We start from the raw sequence: 19883 nt of genomic DNA, 5'->3' as shown, positions 1-19883 counted from the left end.
CCCAAGCCGATGAACCTGTTCGTCATCGACGACCATCCGCTCATGCGTGAAGCCGTCGTGATGCTGATGCGGCGTTTGCGCCCGGGTGCCAATGTGGTCGAGCTCGAGCGCCTGGGCGGCGTCAACGCGGCCGTGCGCCAGCACGGCGCGCCGGACCTCGTCTGCCTGGACCTGAAGCTTCCCGACACGACGGGCACGTCCGGCATCATCGAGCTCAAGAAGCTCTTCCCCGAAACGCCGCTGGCGGTGCTCTCCGCCTCCCCCGCTGCGGATGCCGAGGAGGCCTGCATCGAAGCAGGCGCCGACATCTACATCGAGAAGTCCGCCGGTGCGCAGGAGATCGGCAACGCGCTGCGCGCGCTGATGAACGCGGACGGCGGCTTCGAGGAACTCACCCCGACCGACAACAAGCTCTCCAAGCGCCAGAAGCAGCTGATCGTGATGCTCGACCGCGGCCTGTCGAACCGCGAGATCGCCGACGAGCTGGGCATCAGCGAGCACACGGTGAAGGTCCACCTGTGGCGCCTGTTCCGCCGTCTCGGCGTGAAGAGCCGCACGCAGACCATCCACTACGCCCGCACGCATGGCATGCTGACCAGCTGAAGCTGTGGGAGCCTGGGCCGCCCAGGCTCTAGGGGATGCTCACGAGCTGAGCGCTTGCGGCGGCCGCGCGCTGCGCGGCCTCCTGCGCGTCGGTCGGCTTGAGCATCACCCGGAACACGGTGCCGCGCCCCAGGCGCGAGGCCAGCGTCACCGGATGCCCGAGGATCGCCGACAGGCGCGCCACGATGTAGAGCCCCAGCCCGAACCCGTCCTCGGTGCCGGCATGGCTGGGCACCTTGAAGAACTCCCGGAAGATCTCCTTCTGGTGGACCGGCGCGATCCCCAGGCCGGTGTCCCACACCTCGATCACGCATTCGCCGCCGCGGTGCCGCACGGCCAGGAGCACCCCGCCCTGGTGCGTGTACTTGATCGCATTGGAGACCAGGTTGCCGAGGATGCGCCGCAACAGGATGCCGTCCGAGATCACGCTGCCCGGCTTGCTGCGCGTGCTGAACTCCAGGCCCTTGGCCTGGGCCAGCGGACGGTATTGCAGCTCCAGGTCGTGCAGCACCTGGTGCAGGTCGACCGGCCCGATGTTCAGCTTGATCTTTCCCGTGTCCAGCCGTACCAGGTCGAACAGCGAATCGAACAGCGCGTTCACCGCCTTGGTCGATTCGACGATCTTCGGCGCGATCTCGTGCACGAGTTCGGGCTCGGCCCCCAGCCAGTCGGCATAGAGTCCCAGGGCGTGCACCGGCTGGCGGATGTCGTGCGCGGCGCTGGCGAGGAAGCGGTTCTTGATCTCCACCGCGTCGAGCGCGGCCTGCGTCTGGCGCGTGAGCGATTCGATGAGCTGATTGTTGCGATACTGCAGCTCGAAGTTGCGCCGGTGCGTCATGTGCAGCCGGTGTCCCGCCTGCCTCAGCACCTGCCAGAACGCCAGCAAGAGCGCGATGATCCACCAATGGTAGAAAGGACCGCGAAACTGCAGCTCCACCGCGACGCGCCACAGGATCACGGCCAGGCACGAGAGCGCCAGCGTGTCCAGCCACCGGCGCAGCGTGCGCAAATGGCTCGACAGGCTGTTGATCGAGAACATGGCCAGCCCGGCAATGACGAGCCAGCAGATGAACTGGTCGGCCAGCGGCGAGCGGTCGAAGAAAAGCAGCGTCGAGGCGCCCCACACGAGTGCGCTCACCGGCCACAGGAAGCCGTACTTCTCGAAGAAGGCCAGGTGGGCGCGCGAGCCGGCCCCCATCACCTCGCGCACATACTTGCCGATCACCCAGGTCCGCGCGCCCATCACGGCCAGCGCGCAGAGCGTCCAGATGGAAAGCGCCACCGTCTCGTTGTCGTCGTAGAGCACGCCCAGGAACACCGGGATCAGGAGCACGCCCACGACCTGCGTGTTGCGCGCGATGCGCATCAGGCTGCGCACGAGCTCCGCTTCCACCCACAGCGTTTCCGCGGGCGTGGCGATCGCGGGCGAGACGTCCGGCTTCATGAGAAGGAGTCTATGCGACGGATGGGTTGGGTGCGATGACCGCCCCGCTGCACCGCCTGCGACAACGCCTCGAGCGCGCGTGGCCCACGGCGTCCCTGCGCACGTATCTCGCGGCCGTGGTGCTGCTGGCGCTGCTGCCGACGGCCGCCATCCTCTCCTGGCAGGTCTGGTCCGATGTGCGCGAGGAGCAGCGCCGCACCGAGGGCGAGCTGGAACGCGCGGCCGCGGCGTTCGCGCAATCGGTCGACCGCGAGGTGGCGTCTTCGATCGAGGCCCTGACGGTGCTCTCCCAATCCGAGCTGTTCCAGCAGGGCCGCATCGCCGCCATGGGCCGCCTGCTGCAAGGCCGCCCGCGCCGCGACTGGGACAGCGTGTTCCTGCTGGATGCAGGCGGCGCCGTGGTGCTCGACACCGAGGCGCATGCCTCCCCGGCACAGGCCTTTCGCGAGCTGCACGCGCGGGCGCTGCGCGAGCGCGGCCCCGTCGTCTCGGGCGTGACCGGCGCGCCGGGCATCGAGATCGCGCTGCCGATCGTCCAGGGCGGGCGCGTGCGCTATGTGCTGGGGGTGCGCACCAGCGACGCCGTGTGGCCGCGCCTGGCCGAAGCGGCCGCCCGGCCGGAAGGCGCGCAGGCGCGCCTGTACGACGCCCAAGGGCGCCTGATCGCGCAATCGGGCAACGGCGAGGAGCCGGAAGACACTTACGACGCGGCGGAACGGGTCGCCTTCGCGGGCTGGCAGGCGAGCGTGTCGGTCGCGGCGGGGCCGATCGATGCGGCGCACCGGCGCGCCATCGCCGGTGCCCTCTCCACCAGCGGCCTGAGCCTGCTGCTCGGACTCGCGCTGGCGATGCTCGTTGCGCGGCGCATCGGAATGCCATTGCGACAACTTGCGACGCGCGGGCCCGAGGGCGTGCCCGGTCATGTGCCGGTACGCGAGATCGCGATGCTGCGCGATGCCTTGGCAAAAGCACGCGGGCGCAAGGATGAGTAGCGGCGCGGCCAGCCCGTCTCCTGCGCGACGGCGCGGACGCAGTGTTACTGTTTTTCAGGCGTCGCCCGCGAATAATCCGCCATCGTTCAGTCGTTCCGATGGAACGTGCGAAAGGAAAACGCAAATGGCATTCGAGGAATCTCCCGCGCGCACGGAGTCGAGCACGTCGCGCCGCAGCCCCCGCGGCTTTGCCGCCATGGACCCGCAACGGCAGCGCGAGATCGCCAGCCTGGGAGGCCGGGCCGCCCACCAGAGCGGGCACGCGCACGAGTTCACCACCGAGGAAGCACGCGCGGCCGGCCGCAAGCGCCACGCCAAGGGCAACGGCAGCGCGGGCAGCGCGCGCGCCGAACGCACCTGACCCTGGCTCGAAGGGGCTGTAGGACGCACCGGCCTTTCGCAGGTTGCGTGGGCTGACACGGGCAGCGCGATGCGCGCCCTAGGATGGACTGCAGACATCCGGGGGGTGCATCGTGATGGAATCGCTGGAACAGGCTTGCACGGCGCTGTGGCTCGCCACGCTCTCGCTCATGACGGCCTTCATGCAGACGGCCGCCCCGGCGCATCGCTTGCTGCTCGCGCGCCGCATCGCGCGCAACTTCGGCACGCTGCGCGAACAGCCTTGCTACAGCGACGAGGCGCGCGCCAGCTTCGACAAGCTGGCGCGGCGCTGGACGCACAAAGCGGACTTGCTGTCGCCGCAGCACGAAGAGCGGCCCGGTGTATTCACGCGGCTGCAGCGCCTCTTGGCGCGCTGAGCGTGGGTCTTGCCATCGGCGGCGCGCCGATGCGGCCTCCCGCCGCGCGCAACTGCTCCTGGTAAGCGCGGATCACCGCTTCGGGATCTTCGGCGGCGGTGATGCCGCTCATCACCGCCACGCCCGCCGCGCCGCATCCCTTGGCCCTGCGCGCGCGCGCCGGGTCCATGCCGGCGATCGCGACGACCGGCACGGCCAACAGGCTGCACCAGTACGCGAGGTTGCCCTCGCCCTGCGGGATCCACGGCATCTTCTTCGCCGCCGTGAGGTGGATCGGCCCGCAGGCGACGTAGCTGGGGCGCAGCGCCCAGGCGCGGCACACCTCCCAGTACGCGTGCGTGCTCACGCCCAGCCTGAGCCCCGCCCGCGCGATTCGCTCGAGGTCCGCGTCGTGCAGGTCCTCCTGCCCGAGGTGCACGCCGTACGCGCGCTCCTCGATCGCGAGCTGCCAATGGTCGTTGACGAACAACTGCGCGCCCGCCCGCTCGCTGGCCGCGACAGCGCGCCGGATCTCTTCGCGCAGCTGCGGGTGTGACGGGTCCTTGATGCGCAGTTGCACCATCTTCACGCCGGCCGCGAGCACGCGCTCGATCCACTCGGCACTGTCGACGACCGCGTAGAGGCCGAGATGGGCATCGCGCAGTGGCGCGAAAGCGGCGCGCGATTCGTGCGGCGTGGCCACGAACTGCGGCAGGTTCTCGAGGCGCGACGCGAACTCGCGCGACGGCCGCACCGGGCCCGCGCCGCGGCCCGCCGGGTACGCCCCGCGCAACGCCTGCGCGGTGGCCATCTTCGCGAGCACGACGGACTCGACTTCGACGAAGCCGAGGGCCAACGCGGCCGCGGCGCTCGAAGCGAACACACAGCCCGTGCCGTGGTGGTGCGGCGTGGGCACGCGCGGCAGCCGCAGCCATCCCTGTGCGTGGGGCGCGTGAACGTAATCGTTCGCCAGTTCCTCGCTGGCATCCCCGCCCGTGATCGCGACCGCAGTTGCACCCGCTTCACGCAACATGCGCGCGGCCTGTTCCACCTGGCGCGCATCCTGCAGGTCCGGCACGCCGAGCAAGGCCGCCGCCTCCGCGCGATTGGGCGTGACGAGCGTGGCGCGCGGCAGCAGCTGCTCGCGGTAGGCGCGGCGCAGCTCCTCGCCGGCGAACGGCGCACCGGTGGTCGCGCGCAGCACCGGGTCCACCACGACGGCCAGCGACGCATCCGCGACGCGCAGGCGGTCGATCCAGCGCACCACGACTTCCAGGTTGGCCACGGAGCCGAGCATGCCCGTCTTGATCGCGGCGGCCGGCATGTCCGCCGCCAGTGCGGCGAGCTGCGCGTCGAGCATGTCCGGCGACACGGCCTCGATCGCCTCGACCGCGACCGAGTTCTGCGCCGTCAGCGCGGCCACGGCGCTGCAGCCGTGCACGTCGAACGCATCGAATGCGCGCAGGTCCGCCTGCAGGCCGGCGCCGCCGCCGCTGTCGGATCCGGCGATGGTCCAGACGATGGGGCGGGCGCTCATAGCGTGAACGGGCGGCCGGTGACCGGCGTGGTCGCCACCGCCATCTCCTGCTTCGCCATCACGCCGGCTTCGTACGCGATGCGGCCCGCTTCGACCGCGAGGCGGAACGCCCGTGCCATCGCGACCGGGTCGTGCGCCTGCGCGACGGCGGAATTGAGCAGCACGGCGTCGAAGCCGAGCTCCATGGCCTGCACCGCGTCCTTGGGCGAGCCGATGCCGGCATCGACCACCAAGGGCACATCGGGCAGCCGCGCGCGCAAGGTGCGCAGCGCGGTGGGATTCAACAAACCCTGCCCCGAGCCGATCGGCGCGCCCCAGGGCATCAGGATGCGGCAGCCCGCGTCGAGCAGGCGCTGGCAGGTGACGAGGTCGTCGGTGCAATAGGGAAACACCTCGAAGCCGTCCGCCACGAGCTCGCGCGCGGCGGCCACCAGCTCGAAGGGATCGGGCTGCAGCGTGTAGTCGTCGCCGATCACCTCGAGCTTGATCCAGTTCGTCGCGAACAGCTCGCGCGACATCTTCGCGAGCGTCACCGCTTCGCGCGCGCTCTTGCAGCCCGCGGTGTTCGGCAGCAGGCGAGCGCCGCTGGCCTGGATCAGGCGATAGAAGTCGTTCGGCGCGCCGGCCGCGGCGAGTTGCCGCTTGAGGCCGACGGTGACCACCTGCGTGCCCGAGGCGGCGATGGCCTCCTGCAGCACCTGCGGCGACGGATAGCCCGCCGTGCCGAGGAAGAAGCGGCTGTCCAGTTCGACATCCGCGATGCGCAAACCCATGTCAACCTCCTGTGATCGGCTGAAAGGTGAAGACCGCGTCGTTCTCGTGCAGCGCGCATTGCGCGCGTGCCTCGCGCGGCACGAATTCGCCGTTGACCGCCGTGGCCAGCGCCTGCGGCGCCTGGCCGAGCGACGCGATGAGGTCGGCGAGCGTCGCGCCCGGCTCGACCGGGCGCGGCTCGCCATTGAGCGTGATGGTCACAGGCATGTCGTGATCGCCTCCTCCACCAGCGCCGGCGCGATCAGCCAGCCATGGCGGAACAGCCCGTTGATCCGCACCAGCCCGGGTTGCGCGGCGATGCGCGGCAGGTTGTCCGGCAGCGCGGGCCGCAGGTTCGTGTCGCTGCGCAGGATGCGCGCCTCGCCCAGCTGCGGCACCACGCTGTAGGCGGCCGCGAGCAATTCCACGGTGGTGCGCAGCGACACCGGCGAGCGGTCCTCGGACTCGATCTCGCTGGCGCCCACCACCACCTGCTCGCCCGCGCGCGGCACGATGTACACCGCGTAGCGCGCATGCAATAGCCGCAGCGGCCGGCTGATCTCGACCCCCGGCGCATGCAGCGTGAAGATTTCCCCGCGCACGCCGCGCACCGCCAGCTCCGGTTTCGCGCCGACACCGCGCACGTCGAACACGCAGTCGAACGGACGGCGCTCGCCGCGCGCCCACAGCGCGCCCGGCTCGATGGCGTCCACGCTGCGGCCCCAGTGCCAGCGCACGCCGGCCTGCGTCGCCGCCGCCGCGAGTGCCAGCATCGCCTGCACGGTGTGGATACGCCCTTCTCCCGGCAGCAGCCACGCGCGCGCCGGCCCTTGCACCGCCGGCTCGAGCTCGCGCACCTGTTCCATCGTCAGCGCCTGCGGCGCGAAGCCGGCCGGCGCCTTGCGCGTGAGGAAGTCGATGGTACGGCTGGCAATGCCCTCGTCGCCGCGATGCGCGAACAGAAGGCTGCCTTCGCGCTGCACGTCGACTTCCACCTCGAGCTGCTGCGCGATCTGCGGCCACAGATCGAGCGAGCGCAGGCCCAGCGCGAACACGCGCTCGTCGGCGCATTGCAGCTCCGCCACCGGGCACAGCATGCCGGCCGCGGTCCAGCCGGCGGCGCCCCGTGCTTCCGCATGCGGTGCCGGATCGAACACGTCGACCTCGTGCCCCGCGCGAGCGAGCTGGAAGGCCAGCAGGCGGCCGAGCAGGCCGGCGCCGGCGATGCCGATGCGCATGTCAGCCCTTCTGGATCGGGATGTAGATCTCGCTGCCGGCGGCCTTGAACTCCGCGCTCTTGGCTGCCATGCCCTCCTGCGCCGCCGTGTAGTCGCGCACGTCCTGCGTGATCTTCATCGAGCAGAACTTCGGGCCGCACATCGAGCAGAAGTGCGCGACCTTCGCGCCGTCGGCCGGCAAGGTCTCGTCGTGGAAGTCCTTGGCCGTGTCCGGGTCGAGCGACAGGTTGAACTGGTCCTGCCAGCGGAATTCGAACCGCGCCTTCGACAGCGCCTCGTCCCACGCGCGCGCGCCGGGATGGCCCTTGGCCACGTCGGCCGCATGCGCCGCGATCTTGTAGGCGATGATGCCCTGCTTCACGTCGTCGCGGTCGGGCAGCCCCAGGTGCTCCTTCGGCGTGACGTAGCACAGCATCGCGGTGCCGAACCAGCCGATCATCGCCGCACCGATCGCCGACGCGATGTGGTCGTAGCCGGGCGAGATGTCGATCGTCAGCGGGCCGAGCGTGTAGAACGGCGCCTCGCCGCAGTGCCTGAGCTGCTCCTCCATGTTGGCCTGGATCATGTGCATGGGCACATGGCCCGGGCCCTCGATCATCGTCTGCACGTCGTGCTTCCACGCGATCTGCGTGAGCTCGCCGAGCGTGTGCAGCTCCGCGAACTGCGCCTCGTCGTTCGCGTCGGCGCCGCTGCCCGGACGCAGGCCGTCGCCCAGCGAGAAGCTCACGTCGTACGCCTTCATGATCTCGCAGATCTCCTCGAAGTGCGTGTAGAGGAAGTTCTCCTTGTGGTGCGAGATCATCCACTTGGCGAGGATCGAGCCGCCGCGCGAGACGATGCCGGTGCGCCGCTTCGCCGTCAGCGGGATGTACGGCAAGCGCACGCCCGCGTGGATGGTGAAGTAGTCCACGCCCTGCTCGGCCTGCTCGATCAGCGTGTCGCGGAAGATCTCCCACGTGAGGTCTTCGGCCACGCCGCCGACCTTCTCCAGCGCCTGGTAGATCGGCACCGTGCCGATCGGCACCGGCGAGTTGCGGACGATCCAGTCGCGCGTGGTGTGGATGTTCTTGCCGGTGGACAGGTCCATCACCGTGTCCGCGCCCCAGCGGATCGCCCACACGAGCTTCTCGACCTCTTCCTCGATCGACGAGGTCACCGCCGAGTTGCCGATGTTGGCGTTGATCTTCACGAGGAAGTTGCGCCCGATCGCCATCGGCTCGATCTCGGGGTGGTTGATGTTCGCGGGGATGATCGCGCGGCCGCGCGCCACCTCGTCGCGCACGAACTCGGGCGTGATGATCTCGGGGATCGTCGCGCCCATGGCGTTGCCGCGCAGGCGCTCGTTCTTCGCGGCGTCGGCCAGGTACTCGGCCATCCATTCGCGCTTGCCGTTCTCGCGCAGCGCGACGAACTCCATCTCGGGCGTGACGATCCCCTTGCGCGCGTAGTGCATCTGCGTCACGTTGGCGCCCGCCTTCGCGCGGCGCGGCGCGCGCTGCAGGCCCGCGGCTTCGGTGCGCAGCGCGGCAATGCGCGCGGCCTCGCGCTCTTCGCTCTTGGTGCCGTCGTCGATCGCGCGCCTCTCGCGGCCGGCGTAGCTTTCGGTGTCGCCGCGCGCGGCGATCCAGTCGTTGCGCAGGCCCGCCAGGCCGCGGCGCACGTCGATCATCGCGGAAGGCTCGGTGTACGGCCCCGAGGTGTCGTACAGCGTGACGGTCTCGCCGTTGGTGAGTTTCACCTCGCGCATGGGCACGCGCACGCCCGGATGCGCCTGGCCGGCGACGTGGACCTTGGTGGAGGCGGGAAAGGGCTCGCGCGTGAGGGCGAGCAGTTGCGCGAGTTTGTCGGGTGCGTTCATGTGCCTTCCTTGTGAAGCGATGCCATCGATCGCTCCAGGGATGGCAGGACGCGCGCCGTGGGGCAGGGCCTGTCAGCTCTTCTTACGCCGGTACGAACCGGTTCAAGTTCACGGGTTTGGACTCACCATCTCAGCGATAACGGCCTGCATCGACCGCTCGCACCCCGGAGCGATGGCAAGTATAGGGCGTGCTCGCCGCGGCGCACGCGCGGGGCCGTGCATTATTTTTCGATCTTGACCTTGGTCAACCCTGCCTTCGTGGTCACCTTTCCAGCCATATGCCGAACGGTCGGTAGTACGCGCGCGTACCGGCGGGTGGCGCTGCCACAATGCGCCGGCCTTCCACCTGAGGAGATTCGATGTCTGTGATCACGGTGCACCGACCTGCGCGTGCCCCACGAGCCGATGGCCGCTGGACGGTCGCGGCCGTGCGCGAGCTGTTCGAGCTGCCGTTCAACGAACTGGTCTTCCGCGCGCAGGCCGTGCATCGCGAGCATTTCGATCCCGCGCAAGTGGAGCTCGCGACGCTGCTGTCGGTGAAGACGGGCGGCTGTCCCGAGGACTGCGGCTATTGCCCGCAGGCCGCGCAGCACGACACCGGCGTGGCCGCGACGAAGCTGATGGAGCCCGACGAGGTGCGCGTTGCCGCGCAGCGTGCCAAGGACGCCGGGGCGACGCGCTTTTGCATGGGCGCCGCCTGGCGCGCGCCCAAGGACCGCGACATCGAGAAGGTCGCCGAACTCGTCGCCACCGTGAAGTCGCTCGGCCTGGAGACCTGTGCCACGCTGGGCATGCTGGAAGACGGCCATGCCGAAACCTTGCGCGATGCGGGGCTGGACTACTACAACCACAACCTCGACAGCGCGCCCGAGTTCTACGGCGACATCATCACCACGCGCGTGTACCAGGACCGCCTGGACACGCTCGAGCGCGTGCGCGATGCCGGCGTGAAGGTCTGTTGCGGCGGCATAGTCGGCATGGGCGAATCGCGCACCCAGCGCGCGGGACTGATCGCGCAGCTGGCCAACCTCGATCCGTATCCCGAGTCGGTGCCGATCAACCACCTCGTGCGCGTCAAGGGCACGCCGCTGGCCGACGAGGAACCGCTCGATCCTTTCGAATTCGTGCGCACGATCGCCGCCGCCCGCATCACCATGCCCAAGGCGCGCGTGCGCCTGTCCGCCGGCCGCCGCGAGATGGGCGATGCGGTGCAGGCGCTGTGCTTCCTGGCCGGCGCCAATTCGATCTTCTACGGCGATAAGCTGCTGACGACGGGCAATCCGGACACGGAGGCCGACCTGCGCCTGCTCGATCGACTGGGCTTGCAGGCCCGCGGGCTGGCCTAGCGCTTCGGCAGCACCGAACGCTGGAACTTCGATTCGGGAGGAAAGATGAGGGTGGACGCTGCCGGATCGTGGAGCGTATCACCCCGCCCCCGTCGCGCCTTCGACCAGATGAGGGCCAGGAGGACAGCGGCCACCAGGGCCAAAGGCACGCAGACCAGGAGCGTCTCTCGCCACGCATAGGCGCCCCATGCCGCGCCGGCGGCGATGGCGAGAGAGGCGACTACCGTGATCTTGCTGGACGACATGAGCTCAGCATACGGCAGGACACCGGGGGCTGCGCAACTGTGGGCTTACCGGAATGTGGCATGCTGCCGACACCCTTGTGTCTGGCGGAGCAGGAGCTTGTCAAACGCCGCGCCGATCCTGGCGATGGTCGTGCCAGTGGCGTTTCATCAAACCAGGCCGAGCATGGCCGGCGTGACCTGCGCGAACACCCGCTGCGAGTCGGCCTCGCGAAGCGCGAACTGCGACTCGAAGATCCCGCCGAGCACCGCGCGATAGTCGTTGAGCACCGGCCAGTCGCGATTCTGGAAGAGGCTCGCCGGTGTCACGGCGACCTGTTCGCCCGCCACCGGTGCGCGCTTGCTCGACCCGCCCAGCACCCACATCACGCCGCCGTGGCCATGGTCGGTGCCGCGATTGCCGTTCTCGCGAAACGTCCGGCCAAATTCGCTGAGCACGACGACGGTCGTATCCGGCCACAGCGGCCCCATCTCGCTCACGAAGGCGGCCAGACCGCGTCCGAGTTCATCCAGCCGGCCCGCGAGGTATCCGGTCGCGCCGCCTTCGCCGACATGGGTATCCCAGCCACCGACGTCCACGAAGCCGAGTGTGAAGCGCTCGCGCATCAGGCGTGAGATACGGCGCGCCTCGAGCTCGAAGCCCTTGGTCGTGATCGCGCTGCGGCTGGCCGCTTGCATCTCGGCGGCCATCCCTTTCGCGACGTCATCGCGCACGGCGAAACCCTCTTCCACCTGCCCGGCCCAGCGGCTGCCGCGGTACATCGAGGCAATGATGGCGCTTTGCCGCGCATCCAGTCCCGGCTTGCCGACGGAGCGCAGCGAGGTATTCGGCACTTGACCTGCCCCGCCCTGGAACGCCAGCGGCAATTGATCCGTGAACGCGATGGGCGAACAACCCTGGATCACGGACGCGAGCCGCGCCATGAAGCCGGAGCGAAAGTCTCGCCGCGCCGACAGCGGCTGGCCGAGTTCGATGCTGTCCTGGGTTTCGAAGTGGCTGCGCGACAGATCGTCCGTACCGCAAAACGGCACGAACGCGATCTCGCGGCGCGCGAGCAAGGGACCCATCGACTCGCGCAGCACCGGGTGCAGACCCCAGTCCGCGTCGAGCGGCACCGCGCTGAGCAGGTCGGACGACGGCCGTGCGATGGCGATGTTCGGTCGCGATTCGTAATAGAAGCTGCTGGACACGGGGACCAGCACATTGGCCGCGTCGCAGCCGCCGCGCAGCAGGACAAACAGGAAGCGCGACTGGGCGGCCGGCGCGGCGAACAGCCGCGCGTGTCCGGCCGTCAGCGCCAGTGTCGCGACCGTTTGCGTGAAATGGCGGCGTTGCATCATGTTCACCGTTGCATGAATTCCGGGGACGACAGCAGGAAAGTGTTCCATTCCTGCGGCGACGTGGCCTGTGCCAGCGCGGCGCGGCTGGCCGGGCCCAGCGTCGCGGCCCGCCAGTCGTAGTACAGCGGCGTCGCGAGCTGCGGAAACGCGGGCTGCTCAATGGCGCCGGAGCCTTCGCTTCGGAACAGGCCCGCGCTGCCCGAGCCGATCGCCTTGGCGATCTCGAAACGCGTGGCCATCTGTCCGGCGCTGCTCCAGCCGCTCGAGTCGAGCGCGTAGCCGTCCGGCGTCTGCCGCCCGTACAGCGGCTCGCCCATGCGCGCCAGCCAGCCGAGAATGGGCGCCGTATTGAGGATGGGACGCTCGTCGTAAGCCTGTCTCACCGCGGAGATCGCATAGCGCATCGGGTCCTTGAACTTGCGCGCGCGCCAGAACTCGGGCTCCTCGAAGAGCGTGTGCAGCACGCGCGCGATGTCGCCGTCGTGCTCTGCGAAGCTGCGTGCCATGCGGTCGACCGTGCCACGATCCGGTTCGTCCGACATCCAGAACAGCGCGAGCTTGCGGCAGACAAACCGCGCCGTCGCAGGATGCCGCGCAAGGCGATCGAGCGCTTCGTCCAGTTCCGGCAGGCCGCGCGACACGATGGGCGCGCCCAGCAGCCGCTTGGGTCCGAAGTCGTGCCGATTCGGATGGAACTCGAACGGGCCCCGTCGCACGTAGTAGGACTGCAGGTCGCGCCGCAGGTTGGGTGTCGCGCCGCTGAGGTTCACGCCCACGCCTGTCAGCACCCGCGCGAGTTCCTGGACATCGGCTTGCGTGTAGCCGCCATCGACGCCGAGCGTGTGCAGTTCCATCAGCTCGCGCGCGTAGTTCTCGTTGACGCGGCCCGCCGCATTCTGATCGTTGTCGAGGTAGCGCAGCATCGCCGGGTGGTGCGCGACGGCGCCCAGCAGATCGCGAAAACGCCCGAGCGCGTGCGCGCGTATCGTGTCGTCGTAGTCACCGAGCATCGCGCGCAGGTTGTGCTTGTACTGGTGCACGCTGAAGTGGTTCAGCCAGAACCAGTTCATCTGCTCCAGCACTTGGTCGGGTGAATACAGCGCGCGCAGGACGTGACGCGAGGCCGCCTCGCGCGCGAGGCGATTGAGTTCCTGCTGGTAGTCCTGTTGCGCCGCCTTCCTGGCATCGTCCCCGCCGCTCGCATCGACGGCCTTGCGCTTGTCTTCCATCCGAAGGACGAGCGCCTCCAGCGGCTCGCGACTGATGGTCATTTGCGCGATGCGCGCCTGCAGTTCCGGCGCCAATTGCATCTGCGTCGGATGCAATTGCCGATCCAGGTAGGTCTGGAATCCCTCGTGCGACGCACGCGCGAAGGTCGAATCGTTCGCGCCCCACGTGATGCGGTCGACCCGGGCCGTCAAGGAGCGCACATCCGCGTCGCGCGCGGGCCCCTGTGACGGGACTTGCGCGCAACCTGTCAGCAGCGACAACCCCCCTGTTGCCGTGGCCGCGAGCAGCTGCCGGCGCGAAATGGCTCCTTCGCTCATGTCGAACGGAACGCAGGCGCCGTGATCCGCGATGACACTCTCGGCCGCGCACAAGGGTTTCCACCGTCCAGCGATGCTACCCGCGAGCCGGTCGACCGTCGTTAGCGCTCGCGTCAATCTGTTCGCATTTGCATGCGCTTTACAACGGGGCTGTCAGCCGGCGCACGCCGGCCGCGCGTTGCTGGAGCAGATCGGCGCGGTGCTGATCGCCAACCCCAAGGAGATCGAACATGTCCAAATCCAGGATCCTGATTGGCGCGCTGCTCGCCTCGTGTGCCCTCGTCAGCTTCGCGCAGACCGCGCCGAGCCCGGCCGCCTCCGCCGCCCGGAAGGAAGAATGGCGCGAAAACCACCCGCGGCGCGCGCAAGTCAATGCGCGGCTGGCCAACCAGAACCGGCGCATCCACGACGAAGTCAAGGAAGGCGACATGAGCAAGGCCAAGGCGACCAAGCTTCATCGCGAGGACCACCTGATCCGGCAGGAAGAGCGCGACATGGCCGCGCAAAACGGCGGCCACATCACCAAGGCGGAACAGCGCGTGCTGAACCAGCAGGAAAACCAGGTCAGCAGGCAGATCGGCAAGTAAGCCGCGGCGCGCGTCGATCGCGTTCCGCTATGCGCTGGGACTGCCGGATACTCAGGTGCTGCCGCGCAGGACCACCTCGAAGCCGATGTCCATCGCGGGCTGCGGCGGCTGCTGCCGGTGCATGAGCCCCAGCAGCATGCGGGCCGCGGCGGCGCCGATCTCGTCGCGGCGAGTACGCACTGTCGTGAGGGGTGGAACCATCTGGTCGCTGCCGGTGAGGTCGTTGAATCCCGCCACCGCGACGTCGCCCGGCACCCGCACACCCAGGCGAAGGGCGGCCAGGAGTGCGCCCTGCGCCAGGTCGTCGTTGCAGAAGAAGATCGCGTCCACGGCCGGCCGATGCGCCAGGATCTGCTCGACCATCAGGGCACCGAGCTCCATCGAGGAGGGCGCCGGGTTCATCCACTGCAGCTTCGGGTCGTAGCGGCCGTGCCGCTCGAGCTCGGCGCGCCAGCCGTCCAGCCGCTGGAGCGTGCGCGGGTCCAGCTGCGCGGCGCCGAAGGCAATGCGGCGGCGACCGCGTTCGAGCAGATGGCGCGTCAGCGCCGAGGCCGCCTCGCGCTGCGAGAAGCCCACGCTGTACACGCCGGGCTCGTGGGTCGTCTCCATCATGTGCACGCAGGGCACACCGCTGCGGGCGATGAGCTCGCGCGTCGCGTCGCTGTGATCGAAGCCGGTGACCATCAGGCCGGCGGGACGGTGCAGCAGCTGTTCGCGCAGCAGCTGCTCCTCCTCGCTCTTGTCGTAATGGGTGACGCCGATCAGCGTCTGGTAGCCCGCCGGGCGGAGGGTGCGCTGCACCGCCTCGACCACGTCCACGAACAGCGCGTTCGACAGCGCGGGAATCAGCACGCCGACGTGCGAGCCATGATGCGACGCGAGCGCGCGCGCCGCCGGGTCGGGGACGTAACCGAGCTTGCGCGCGGCTTCCTGCACCCGCTCGATCAGCTCCGGCGCGACGCCGCGCTCGCCGCGCAGCGCGCGCGACACGGTGATGGGGCTGACACCGGCGCGGTGCGCCACATCCGCGAGAGTGGTGCGGCCGGTGCCGCGGCGGTTGCGACGGGGTTGCATGTGGACTCCGGGGAAGTACTTAGAGGAAAGTGGAAAGGCCTGCTTTAGGATAGCGCTATCCGCAGCGGTTCCCATTGGGGCTTTCACCGCCTCGTCTGTTTTATTCCCTCGTGCTTCGTCGCTTGTCGTCCTCTCCCCCCTCGTTCCTTCCTGCACTGGATAGCGCTGTCCAGACTTCGCCCGCGCCGCTGGTGATCATGGGCGTGGCCGGCTCGGGCAAATCCACCATCGCCCGCGCCGTGGCGCTGTCCGCCGGCCGCGTGCTGGCCGACGGAGACGACTTTCACCCGCCAGAGAACATCCGCAAAATGAGCGCCGGAATTCCGCTCTCGGACGAGGATCGCGGCGGGTGGCTGGACCGCATCGCGCAGGAACTGCAGGCCGGCGGTGATCAAGTCGTCGTTTCCTGCTCCTCGCTGAAGCGGGCCTACCGCGATCGGCTGAGGGCCGCGGCGCCGGCCCTGCGTTTCGTCTTCCTCGAAGTCACGCCGGTGCTGGCGGCCGAGCGCGTGCTGGCCCGCGCCGGCAGCCACTTCTTCCCACCCAGCGTCCTTGCGAGCCAGTTCGCAGTCCTGGAAGACCCCAGCGGCGAGCCCGGCGTGTTGCACCTCGATGGCACCCTGCCGGTCGCCGAACTCACCGCGTACGCGCTGGCCTGGGCCGGCGCGGCCGCTCATCCTGTCCTGCCCGCCCAAAAACCGCAAAACCCATGACCCGCAATCTCATGGTCCGCGCCGCCGAACGAAGCGTCGAGGCGCTGATGGCGCTGGACCTCGCCCTGATCGTGCTCCTCGTCTTCTCCAACGTCGTCAGCCGCTACGGCTTCGGCGCCGGCTTTGCCGGGGCCGAGGAGATCTCGCGCCTGCTGTTCGTGTGGCTGGTGTTCCTGGGAGCCATCCTGGCGCTGCGCCGCAAGGCGCACCTCGGCGTGGAGCTGCTGCAGGCGCGCCTGCCGCGCCCGCTGCGCCGCGCGTGCGCCGTCCTCACGCACGTGCTGACGCTGGGTGCGCTGTGGCTGTTCCTCGCGGGCAGCTGGACACAGACCCAGATCGGCCTGCACACCTATTCCACCGTGCTGCACTACCCGAACGCCTTCATGGCGGCTTCGGGCCTGGTGTGCGCGGCGTCGATGCTCGTGATCGTCGCGGCCAACCTGCTGCGCATCGTGGTCGACGCGCCCGATGCAATTGTTCCGGGCGACCCGGAGCCGGCGACGCCGGGCGTACCCCGCGAAATGGCGTTGGGAGCCGCCGAATGAGCAGCGTCTTCCTGTTCCTCGGCTCGCTCACGGGCCTGATGGTCTTGGGCATGCCGGTCGCCTTCGCGCTGATGCTCACCGGCATCGCGCTCATGTACCAGCTGAATTTCTTCGATGCGCAGCTGGTGGCGCAGAACATGATCGCCGGTGCGGACATCTATCCGCTGATGGCGGTGCCGTGCTTCATCCTCGCCGGCGAACTGATGAACGCCGGCGGCATCTCGCGCCGCGTGATCGCGCTGGCCGCGGCGATGGTCGGACACATCCGCGGCGGCCTGGGCTTCGTCGCGATCGGCGCCACGTTGCTGCTCGGATGCTTCTCCGGCTCGGCGATCGCCGACACCGCCGCCGTCGCCACCATCCTGATCCCGATGATGCGCGACAACGGCTATCCGGTGCCGCGGTCTGCCGGCCTGATCGCCGCGGGCGGCGTGATCGCGCCCATCGTGCCGCCTTCGATGCCCTTCATCATCTTCGGCGTCGCGACCAACACCTCGATCACCGGCCTTTTCGTGGCCGGAATCGTGCCCGCCCTGCTGCGCGCCGGCGGCCTGGTGGCCGTGTGGAGCCTCCTCTCGCGCAACATGGAAGTCTCCCTGCAGCCGCGTCGCAGCTGGGCCGAGCGCGGCCGCGCGCTGGTCGACTCGCTGTGGGCCCTGGTGCTGCCGGTGCTGATCGTCGGCGGCCTGCGTGGCGGGATCTTCACGCCGACCGAAGCGTCGGCCGTCGCCGCGGTCTACGCGCTGTTCGTCAGCTTGTTCGTCTACCGCGAAGTGAACCTGAAGCAGTTGCCCGAGCTGCTGGTGAAGGCCGCGCGAACCACCGCCACGGTGATGTTCCTGTGCGCCGCCGCCTTCGTCTCCTCGTACATGGTGACCCTGGCCGACCTGCCGGCGCAGGTGACCGACGTGCTCGGGCCGATGATGGGCCACCCGCGGCTGCTGATGGCGGTCGTGATGCTGCTGCTGCTGGCAATCGGCAGCGTGATGGACCTGACGCCCACGATTCTCGTGCTCGGCCCGGTGCTGATGCCGCTGATGGTCAAGACCGGCATCGATCCCACCTACTTCGGCGTGATGTTCATTCTGGTCGGCACGCTGGGCCTGATCCATCCGCCGGTGTGCACGGTGCTCAACGTGGTGTGCGGCATCGCCCGCATCTCGCTGGAGAGCGCCACTCGGGGCGTGTGGCCCTTCCTGCTGGTCGAAGCCGTCCTGGTTTTCCTGTTCGTTGCCTTCCCCGGGTTCATCACCGTCCCGATGACCTGGTTCCACTAAATCATCCAAGGAGCAAAGCTTGAAGAACTTCAAACACCTGCTGGTCGCACTCGCCGTGGCGGCCACTACCGTGGCCGCGCACGCCGGCGATTTTCGGCCGCACATCATCCGCTTCGGCTACGGCCTGGCGGAGCAAAGCAACCAGGGCCGCGCGGCGAAGTTCCTGGTCGACGACCTGGCCAAGCGCACCGGCGGCAAGTTCCACATGAAAGGCTTCGCGAGCGCTGCCCTGGGCAGCGACATCCAGATGCAGAACGCCCTGATCGGCGGCGCGCAGGAGATGACCGTGGTGTCCACCGCCACGCTCGTCGGCATCGCGGACGATTTCGGCGTGTTCGACCTGCCGTTCCTGTTCGCCAACGAGAAGGAAGCCGATGCGGTGCTGGACGGTCCCGTGGGCCAGAAACTCATGGCCAAGCTGGAAAGCAAGGGCCTGGTGGGGCTGGTCTATTGGGAGAACGGCTTCCGCAACCTCACGAACTCCAAGCACGCCATCGCGAAGATGGACGACCTCAAGGGCGTGAAGCTGCGCGTCATGCAGAACCCGATGTACATCGACATGTTCAACGCGATGGGCGCCAACGCGGTGCCGCTGTCGTTCTCGGAGCTGTTCACCGCCCTGGAGTCGAAGACCGTTGACGGCCAGGAGAATCCGGTCAACACCATCGAGTCCAGCAAGTTCTACGAGGTGCAGAAGTACCTGTCGATCACCAACCATGTGTACAGCCCGTGGATCGTGCTGGCCAGCAAGAAGTGGTGGGACGGCCTGAACGCCGACGAGAAGAAGGCGGTGATGGAGTCCGCCGTCGCCTCGCGCGACTTCGAGCGCAAGGACAGCCGTGCCGAAGCCGCCCGGGCGCTTGAGGACCTGAAGAAGAAGGGCATGCAGGTCACCGTGCTGAACGAGAAGGAGCTCGATCGCATGCGCGCCACCGCGCGTCCCGCCATCGTCAAGTTCGCGGCAGCCGGCCACGCCGACCTGGTGAAGGAGCTGGACGCCGACCTGGGCAAGCTGCGCAAGTAGTGGCTTTCTGCCTTGCGTGCGGCCTGAAGGCTCGCACGCGTCTTCGCTTGGGCCCATGCGGACGCATGCCGGGCAATCTCCCACCGTTGACAGCAGCGCGTTGAGGTAGGCCCAAGCGAATCATGTTGGAACGAGGAATACTGGAACGCGTTGCAGCGGCACTGCCGTCACTGCCGCCTTCGGAACGGCGCGTCGGGCGCCTTGTCTTGGAGGACCCGCAGACCTTCGCGGCGCTGCCCGTCGACGAGCTTGCCTACCGCAGCCACGTCAGCCCCCCCTCCGTGATGCGGTTCTGTCGGAGCGTTGGCTATTCCGGCATCGCCGACTTCAAGCGCAAGTTGGCTGGAGATGCGCAGGTGGGCGTGCCTTTCGTACACCGCAGCGTCGACTCGGATGACAAGACTGCCGATGTTTTTGTCAAGGTCTTGGACAATGTCGCCGCGGCTTTGCTGAAATACCGCGACGAGGCGCATCTGGCGCCGATCGACAAGGCCGCCGAAGCAATCAGCGCCACACACAAGTCGGGTGGACGCCTGGAGTTTTATGGGGTGGGTAATTCCGGGATCGTCGCCCAGGATGCCCAGCACAAGTTCTTCCGCCTGGGGGTCAATGCCGCAGCCTGCAGTGACGGGCACCTGCAGATGATGAACGCTACCCTGCTCAGACCCCAGGACACCGCGGTGATCATCTCGAATTCCGGGCGAACCCGCGACCTGGTCGACGCATGCGACATCGCCCGCGCCAAAGGCGCTTGCGTCGTGGTGATCTCGAGTGGTGAATCGCCTCTCGCCGAGCGCGGGTCGATCGTTCTCACGGTCGAACATCGGGAAGATTTCGATCGCTACAGCCCTATGGTCTCGCGGCTGCTGCACCTTGTCGTCATCGACGTTCTCGCGACCACGACAGCATTGCGCATCGGCCCCCACGTGCAGCCGCAACTCGAGGAACTGAAGCGCAACCTGAGGGCCAAGCGATACACCTGACTTCATTCGCCGGCACTGCCGTCTTTCTCGCGACAGACCGGG

The 19883-nt window shown here is 68.6% G+C and carries 21 protein-coding genes and 1 riboswitch; of the genes, 11 read left to right on the top strand and 10 right to left on the bottom strand.

The window, feature by feature from the left end:
• The first annotated feature begins 9 nt into the window (after positions 1-9).
• Positions 10-603 (top strand): response regulator transcription factor, encoded by a 594-nt coding sequence (locus tag AC3EF3_RS03175; RefSeq protein WP_488533727.1) that lies wholly within the window; start codon positions 10-12, stop codon positions 601-603.
• Between the two features lie 28 nt (positions 604-631).
• On the opposite strand, the gene AC3EF3_RS03170 is transcribed toward AC3EF3_RS03175, so the two are convergent.
• On the bottom strand, positions 632-2047 hold the full coding sequence (locus tag AC3EF3_RS03170; RefSeq protein WP_488530705.1) for a sensor histidine kinase: 1416 nt from the start codon (positions 2045-2047) through the stop codon (positions 632-634).
• 35 nt (positions 2048-2082) lie between these two features.
• Between AC3EF3_RS03170 and AC3EF3_RS03165 the strand changes: the two genes are divergently transcribed.
• The 3 genes from AC3EF3_RS03165 to AC3EF3_RS03155 all read left to right on the top strand — a co-directional run bounded on the left by AC3EF3_RS03165 (position 2083) and on the right by AC3EF3_RS03155 (position 3797).
• A complete protein-coding gene (locus AC3EF3_RS03165; protein WP_488530704.1) occupies positions 2083-3039 on the top strand; it encodes a hypothetical protein in 957 nt (318 codons plus the stop codon).
• Between the two features lie 124 nt (positions 3040-3163).
• Positions 3164-3400, top strand: coding sequence for a KGG domain-containing protein (locus tag AC3EF3_RS03160; RefSeq protein WP_488530703.1), 237 nt, complete (start codon positions 3164-3166; stop codon positions 3398-3400).
• A gap of 115 nt (positions 3401-3515) precedes the next feature.
• Entirely contained in the window at positions 3516-3797 is a 282-nt protein-coding gene (locus tag AC3EF3_RS03155) for a hypothetical protein (protein ID WP_488530702.1), read from the top strand.
• Here AC3EF3_RS03155 and thiD read toward each other — a convergent pair.
• The 5 genes from thiD to thiC are packed head-to-tail and all read right to left on the bottom strand — an operon-like array spanning position 3766 to position 9162.
• Positions 3766-5313: a bifunctional hydroxymethylpyrimidine kinase/phosphomethylpyrimidine kinase gene (gene thiD / locus AC3EF3_RS03150; protein ID WP_488530701.1), complete on the bottom strand. Its 1548-nt coding sequence runs from the start codon at positions 5311-5313 to the stop codon at positions 3766-3768. The genes AC3EF3_RS03155 and thiD overlap by 32 nt on opposite strands.
• A complete protein-coding gene (locus AC3EF3_RS03145; protein ID WP_488530700.1) occupies positions 5310-6086 on the bottom strand; it encodes a thiazole synthase in 777 nt (258 codons plus the stop codon). Before AC3EF3_RS03145 ends, thiD begins: the two co-directional genes overlap by 4 nt.
• A 1-nt stretch (position 6087) precedes the next feature.
• Positions 6088-6294, bottom strand: coding sequence for a sulfur carrier protein ThiS (gene thiS, locus AC3EF3_RS03140; protein ID WP_488530699.1), 207 nt, complete (start codon positions 6292-6294; stop codon positions 6088-6090).
• The gene (locus AC3EF3_RS03135; RefSeq protein WP_488530698.1) at positions 6285-7304 is read right to left on the bottom strand and encodes an FAD-dependent oxidoreductase; all 1020 of its coding nucleotides are present in this window, start codon (positions 7302-7304) and stop codon (positions 6285-6287) included. Before AC3EF3_RS03135 ends, thiS begins: the two co-directional genes overlap by 10 nt.
• Before the next feature lies 1 nt (position 7305).
• The gene (gene thiC / locus AC3EF3_RS03130; RefSeq protein ID WP_488530697.1) at positions 7306-9162 is read right to left on the bottom strand and encodes a phosphomethylpyrimidine synthase ThiC; all 1857 of its coding nucleotides are present in this window, start codon (positions 9160-9162) and stop codon (positions 7306-7308) included.
• 62 nt (positions 9163-9224) lie between these two features.
• Positions 9225-9339: riboswitch (TPP riboswitch) on the bottom strand.
• Between the two features lie 182 nt (positions 9340-9521).
• Here thiC and bioB point away from each other — a divergent pair.
• Positions 9522-10508, top strand: coding sequence for a biotin synthase BioB (gene bioB / locus AC3EF3_RS03125; RefSeq protein WP_488530696.1), 987 nt, complete (start codon positions 9522-9524; stop codon positions 10506-10508).
• Here the strand turns inward: bioB and AC3EF3_RS03120 are convergent.
• From AC3EF3_RS03120 to AC3EF3_RS03110, 3 genes are all read right to left on the bottom strand, one after another.
• Positions 10505-10753: a hypothetical protein gene (locus AC3EF3_RS03120; RefSeq protein ID WP_488530695.1), complete on the bottom strand. Its 249-nt coding sequence runs from the start codon at positions 10751-10753 to the stop codon at positions 10505-10507. The two genes, bioB and AC3EF3_RS03120, sit on opposite strands and share 4 nt — an antisense overlap.
• Positions 10754-10900: 147 nt before the next feature.
• Positions 10901-12088 (bottom strand): DUF1501 domain-containing protein, encoded by a 1188-nt coding sequence (locus AC3EF3_RS03115; RefSeq protein WP_488533726.1) that lies wholly within the window; start codon positions 12086-12088, stop codon positions 10901-10903.
• Between the two features lie 5 nt (positions 12089-12093).
• Complete coding sequence (locus tag AC3EF3_RS03110; RefSeq protein WP_488530694.1) at positions 12094-13638, bottom strand: DUF1800 domain-containing protein; 1545 nt, start codon at positions 13636-13638, stop codon at positions 12094-12096.
• Positions 13639-13868: 230 nt separating this feature from the next.
• On the opposite strand from AC3EF3_RS03110, the gene AC3EF3_RS03105 reads away from it, so the two are divergent.
• Positions 13869-14225 carry a hypothetical protein gene (locus tag AC3EF3_RS03105; protein WP_488530693.1) on the top strand — a complete coding sequence of 119 codons (357 nt, stop codon included), beginning with the start codon at positions 13869-13871 and terminating at the stop codon, positions 14223-14225.
• Between the two features lie 51 nt (positions 14226-14276).
• Here AC3EF3_RS03105 and gntR read toward each other — a convergent pair whose 3' ends face one another.
• Complete coding sequence (gntR, locus tag AC3EF3_RS03100) at positions 14277-15299, bottom strand: HTH-type transcriptional regulator GntR (protein ID WP_488530692.1); 1023 nt, start codon at positions 15297-15299, stop codon at positions 14277-14279.
• 197 nt (positions 15300-15496) lie between these two features.
• Here gntR and AC3EF3_RS03095 point away from each other — a divergent pair, with 197 nt between their 5' ends.
• From AC3EF3_RS03095 to AC3EF3_RS03075, 5 genes are all read left to right on the top strand, one after another.
• Positions 15497-16012, top strand: a complete 516-nt coding sequence (locus tag AC3EF3_RS03095) for a gluconokinase (RefSeq protein ID WP_488530691.1) — start codon at positions 15497-15499, stop codon at positions 16010-16012.
• Positions 16009-16557 (top strand): TRAP transporter small permease, encoded by a 549-nt coding sequence (locus tag AC3EF3_RS03090; protein WP_488530690.1) that lies wholly within the window; start codon positions 16009-16011, stop codon positions 16555-16557. Before AC3EF3_RS03095 ends, AC3EF3_RS03090 begins: the two co-directional genes overlap by 4 nt.
• Positions 16554-17834: a TRAP transporter large permease gene (locus tag AC3EF3_RS03085; RefSeq protein WP_488530689.1), complete on the top strand. Its 1281-nt coding sequence runs from the start codon at positions 16554-16556 to the stop codon at positions 17832-17834. Before AC3EF3_RS03090 ends, AC3EF3_RS03085 begins: the two co-directional genes overlap by 4 nt.
• 19 nt (positions 17835-17853) lie before the next feature.
• Positions 17854-18858 (top strand): TRAP transporter substrate-binding protein, encoded by a 1005-nt coding sequence (locus AC3EF3_RS03080; RefSeq protein WP_488530688.1) that lies wholly within the window; start codon positions 17854-17856, stop codon positions 18856-18858.
• 137 nt (positions 18859-18995) lie between these two features.
• A complete protein-coding gene (locus tag AC3EF3_RS03075) occupies positions 18996-19841 on the top strand; it encodes a MurR/RpiR family transcriptional regulator (RefSeq protein WP_488533725.1) in 846 nt (281 codons plus the stop codon).
• The last annotated feature ends 42 nt before the right edge of the window (positions 19842-19883 follow it).

This window comes from Ramlibacter sp. GS1-15 (assembly GCF_057785015.1).
The sequence above is the reverse complement of the archived record's forward strand: the minus strand, read 5'-3'. Positions and strand labels throughout refer to the sequence as shown.